Raw genomic sequence first — 3,390 nt, 5'->3', positions numbered from 1 at the left:
CCGGCCCCGGCCGGCGTCGGCCCGCCGGCCGTCGCGGCTGCAGGCCAGCCGTCCCCGCCGGCCGGGGTCGGCGATCGGGCTCGACCAGACCACCACCTCCGGACGCTGGTCGCTGCTGCCCCGACCCGGCGCCGAGGACGTCCGCCGCCGCTTCAGCGCCGACCTGCTGCTGATGCTCGACCGCTACGGGGTGGTGACCCGGGGCAGTGTGCTCACCGAGCGGGCCGAGGGCGGCTTCGGTCCGGTGTACCGCGGGCTGTCCCAGCTCGAGGAGGCCGGGCAGTGCCGGCGGGGCTACTTCGTGGAGGGCCTGGGGGCGGCGCAGTTCGCGCTGTCGGGGGCGGTGGACCGGCTGCGCTCCTTCAGCGACGACGCGACCGGCCCGGCCGGTGCTGCGGGCCGCGACCGACGCTCCGGCGGCGACGGCCAGCAGTCCGTGGGCACTGACGACGGGACGGTCGTGCTGGCCGCCTGCGACCCGGCCAACCCCTACGGCGCCGCCTTCGGCTGGCCGGACCGTCCCGGGCACCGGCCCGGACGCAAGCCGGGGGCGGTGGTGGTGCTGCGGGACGGCCGGCTGCTGCTCTACGTCGAGCGCGGCGGCCGGTCGCTGCTGACTTTCGGCACCGAGCCCGACGACGTGGCGGCGGCGACCTCAGCGCTGGCGACGGCGGTGCGGGCCGGCTGGCTGGGCCGGGTGACGGTGGAGCGGGTGGACTCGGTGCACGTCTTCGAGCGCCCCGAGCTGCGGCAGGCGTTGGAGGAGGCCGGGTTCACCATGACCCCGCAGGGGATGCGGCTGCGGGCCCGCTAGAGGAGGGTCGGGGCGAGTCCGCTCAGGCGGCGACGCTGGCGCGGATCGGACGGACCGGCAGCACCTTGACCTTCTCCTGCAGCGCCATCTTGTCGCTCACCGCCGACAGCACCTCCGACATCGGGGTGCCGAGGGCGTCGCAGATCGCGGCCAGCAGCTCGCTGGAGGCCTCCTTCTGCCCGCGCTCGACCTCCGACAGGTAGCCCAGGCTCACCCGGGCCTGCTGGGACACCTCGCGCAGGGTCTTGCCCTGAGCCGTCCGCTGCTCGCGGAGGGACTCACCCATCAGCTCTCGCAACAGAACCGGCTTCATCGCTTCCTCCCGCGCCATGCCCAGACAATACCCACTGCCGGGGACAGCGGGCCTACGCCCCTCCCAACACGCGGGACATCTCCGCTGTTCCCCGGGCCGCGCCGGCCCCGCTCAGTCCAGCTGCTCGAGGAGCAGGCCCAGCGCGTGCACCACGGTGGCGTCGCGCACCTCGTTGCGGTCGCCGTCGAGCTGCAGCAGCCGGGCCGCGACGCCGTCGGGTCCGGCCACCGCCACCCAGACGTGACCGGGCGGGTGGTCGTCGACCGGCGCGGGTCCGGCGACGCCGGTGGTCGCCACCCCGAAGTCGGCCCCCAGCCGCTCCTGCACGCCCGTGGCCATCGCCGTCGCCACGGGCTCGGACACCACCCCGTGCTCGGCGACCACGTCCTCCGGCACACCGAGCACGCCGGTCTTCACCTCGGTGGCGTAGCTGACCACGCCGCCGCGCAGCACGGCCGACGCGCCGGGGACCTCGGCCAGGCTCGCCGAGACCAGCCCGGCGGTCAGCGACTCGGCGGTCGCGACGGTGCCGCCGCGGGCGATCAGCCGGTTGATCACGGTCCGGGTGACCGCGTCGGGGCGCGACGGGTCGGCCACCGCCTCGTGGGCGTCCACGACCGCCGATCCGTCCCCGCTCACGCCGTCCTCCCCTGCCGCCGCAGCCGGACCGCGGCGAGCACGTAGTCCACACCGGTGACCACGGTGACCACCAGGGCCGCGACCATCGCCACCACCGAGACGACGTCCGGCCAGCCGCTCAGCGGCAGCAGGTACAGCACCAGTGCCACCGCCTGCAGCACCGTCTTCAGCTTGCCGCCCCGGCTGGCCGCCATCACGCCGTAGCGCAGCACCACGAACCGCATCACCGTGATCCCCCACTCCCGCAGCAGGATCACCACGGTCACCCACCACCACAGCTCGCCGATGATGCTCAGCCCGACGAAGGCCATCCCGGTCAGCGCCTTGTCGGCGATCGGGTCGGCCAGCTTGCCGAAGCTGGTGATGAGGTCGTGGCGGCGCGCCAGGTAGCCGTCCAGGCTGTCGGTGGCGATGGCCAGCACGAACACCACCGTGCTGGCGACCCGCCAGCCGGCCTCGTCCGGGTGGGCCAGCAGCATCCAGCCGAACACCGGCACCATGAGGACCCGCAGCAGGGTGAGCGCGTTCGGCACGTTCACGTTGGACACCGCCGGCGCGGGCGCGCTGCTCACCGGCCCACCTCGGCGGTGAGGTCGGCGCCCTCGCTGGCCACCACGGTGGCCCGCACCAGGTCACCCACCGCCAGACCGGCGACGTCGCCGACCAGCCGCGTGGTGCCGTCGACCTCCGGGCCCTGGTGGGCCGACCGGCCGACCCAGACCCGCTCGTCCTCGTCGTGCTCCTCCACCAGCACCTGCACCGGCTCGCCGAGCCGGTCCTCGGCCCGCTGGTCCATCAGCTCCGCGGCCAGGTCGGCCGCGGCCTCGCGCCGCTGCTCGACGACCTCCTCGTCGAGGTGGCCGTCCAGGTCGGCGGCGGCGGTGCCGTCCTCGTCGGAGTAGCCGAACACGCCGATCGCGTCCAGCCGGGCAGCCTCCAGGAAGCCGAGCAGCGTGGCGAAGTCGTCCTCGGTCTCGCCGGGGAAGCCGACGATGACGTTGGAGCGGATGCCGGCGGTCGGCGCCTGCCGGCGGACCGACTCGATGAGCCCGAGGAACGACTCGGGGTCGCCGAAGCGCCGCATCCGCCGCAGCACGGTCGGCGAGGCGTGCTGGAACGACAGGTCGAAGTAGGGCACGACGCCCTCGATCGAGCACATCGCCGTGACCAGGTCGGGACGGGTCTCGGCCGGCTGCAGGTAGGAGACCCGCACCCAGTCGATGCCGTCCACGGCCGCCAGCTCGGTGAGCAGCGACTCCATCGCCCGCAGGTCGCCGAGGTCCTTGCCGTAGGAGCTGGAGTTCTCGCTGACCAGGAACACCTCGCGCACCCCCTGCTCGGCCAGCCAGCGCGCCTCGGCGACGACGTCGGCCGGTTGCCGGGAGACGTAGGCGCCGCGGAAGGCCGGGATGGCGCAGAAGGTGCAGCGGCGGTCGCAGCCGGAGGCGATCTTCAGCGGGGCCATCGGGCCGCTGCCGAGGCGGCGGCGCAGAGCCCGCGGTCCGCTGGCCGGTGCCAGCCCGCTGGGCAGGTCGGGGGCCTGGCCGTGGCCGGGGACGGCGACGGTCGGGGCGGCCTGCGGGCGCTGGACCGGGGAGATCGGCAGCAGCTGGCGGCGGTCGCG

Annotated in this window: 5 protein-coding genes; 1 reads left to right on the top strand and 4 read right to left on the bottom strand. The window is 74.9% G+C overall.

All coding sequences use genetic code 11. The annotated features are described in order from the left end of the window. Positions 1-814: Lhr family helicase (locus DVA66_RS18495; RefSeq protein WP_456297821.1), on the top strand; the 814-nt coding region annotated here is incomplete at its 5' end. Positions 815-836: 22 nt separating this feature from the next. Here DVA66_RS18495 and DVA66_RS18490 read toward each other — a convergent pair. From DVA66_RS18490 to DVA66_RS18475, 4 genes are all read right to left on the bottom strand, one after another. Beyond that, the gene (locus DVA66_RS18490; RefSeq protein ID WP_114125102.1) at positions 837-1,127 is read right to left on the bottom strand and encodes a helix-turn-helix domain-containing protein; all 291 of its coding nucleotides are present in this window, start codon (positions 1,125-1,127) and stop codon (positions 837-839) included. Between the two features lie 111 nt (positions 1,128-1,238). Continuing rightward, on the bottom strand, positions 1,239-1,766 hold the full coding sequence (locus DVA66_RS18485) for a CinA family protein (RefSeq protein ID WP_232822061.1): 528 nt from the start codon (positions 1,764-1,766) through the stop codon (positions 1,239-1,241). Beyond that, positions 1,763-2,338, bottom strand: a complete 576-nt coding sequence (gene pgsA / locus DVA66_RS18480) for a CDP-diacylglycerol--glycerol-3-phosphate 3-phosphatidyltransferase (RefSeq protein ID WP_269801642.1) — start codon at positions 2,336-2,338, stop codon at positions 1,763-1,765. Before pgsA ends, DVA66_RS18485 begins: the two co-directional genes overlap by 4 nt. Then, positions 2,335-3,390 (bottom strand): MiaB/RimO family radical SAM methylthiotransferase (locus tag DVA66_RS18475; protein ID WP_114561348.1); only part of this gene is annotated, 1,056 nt, incomplete at its 5' end. The genes pgsA and DVA66_RS18475, both read right to left, overlap by 4 nt.

It is taken from the genome of Desertihabitans aurantiacus, from assembly GCF_003344635.1.
Taxonomy (GTDB): Bacteria; Actinomycetota; Actinomycetes; order Propionibacteriales; family Propionibacteriaceae; genus Desertihabitans; species Desertihabitans aurantiacus.
This window is presented reverse-complemented; position numbering and strand designations above follow the sequence as displayed.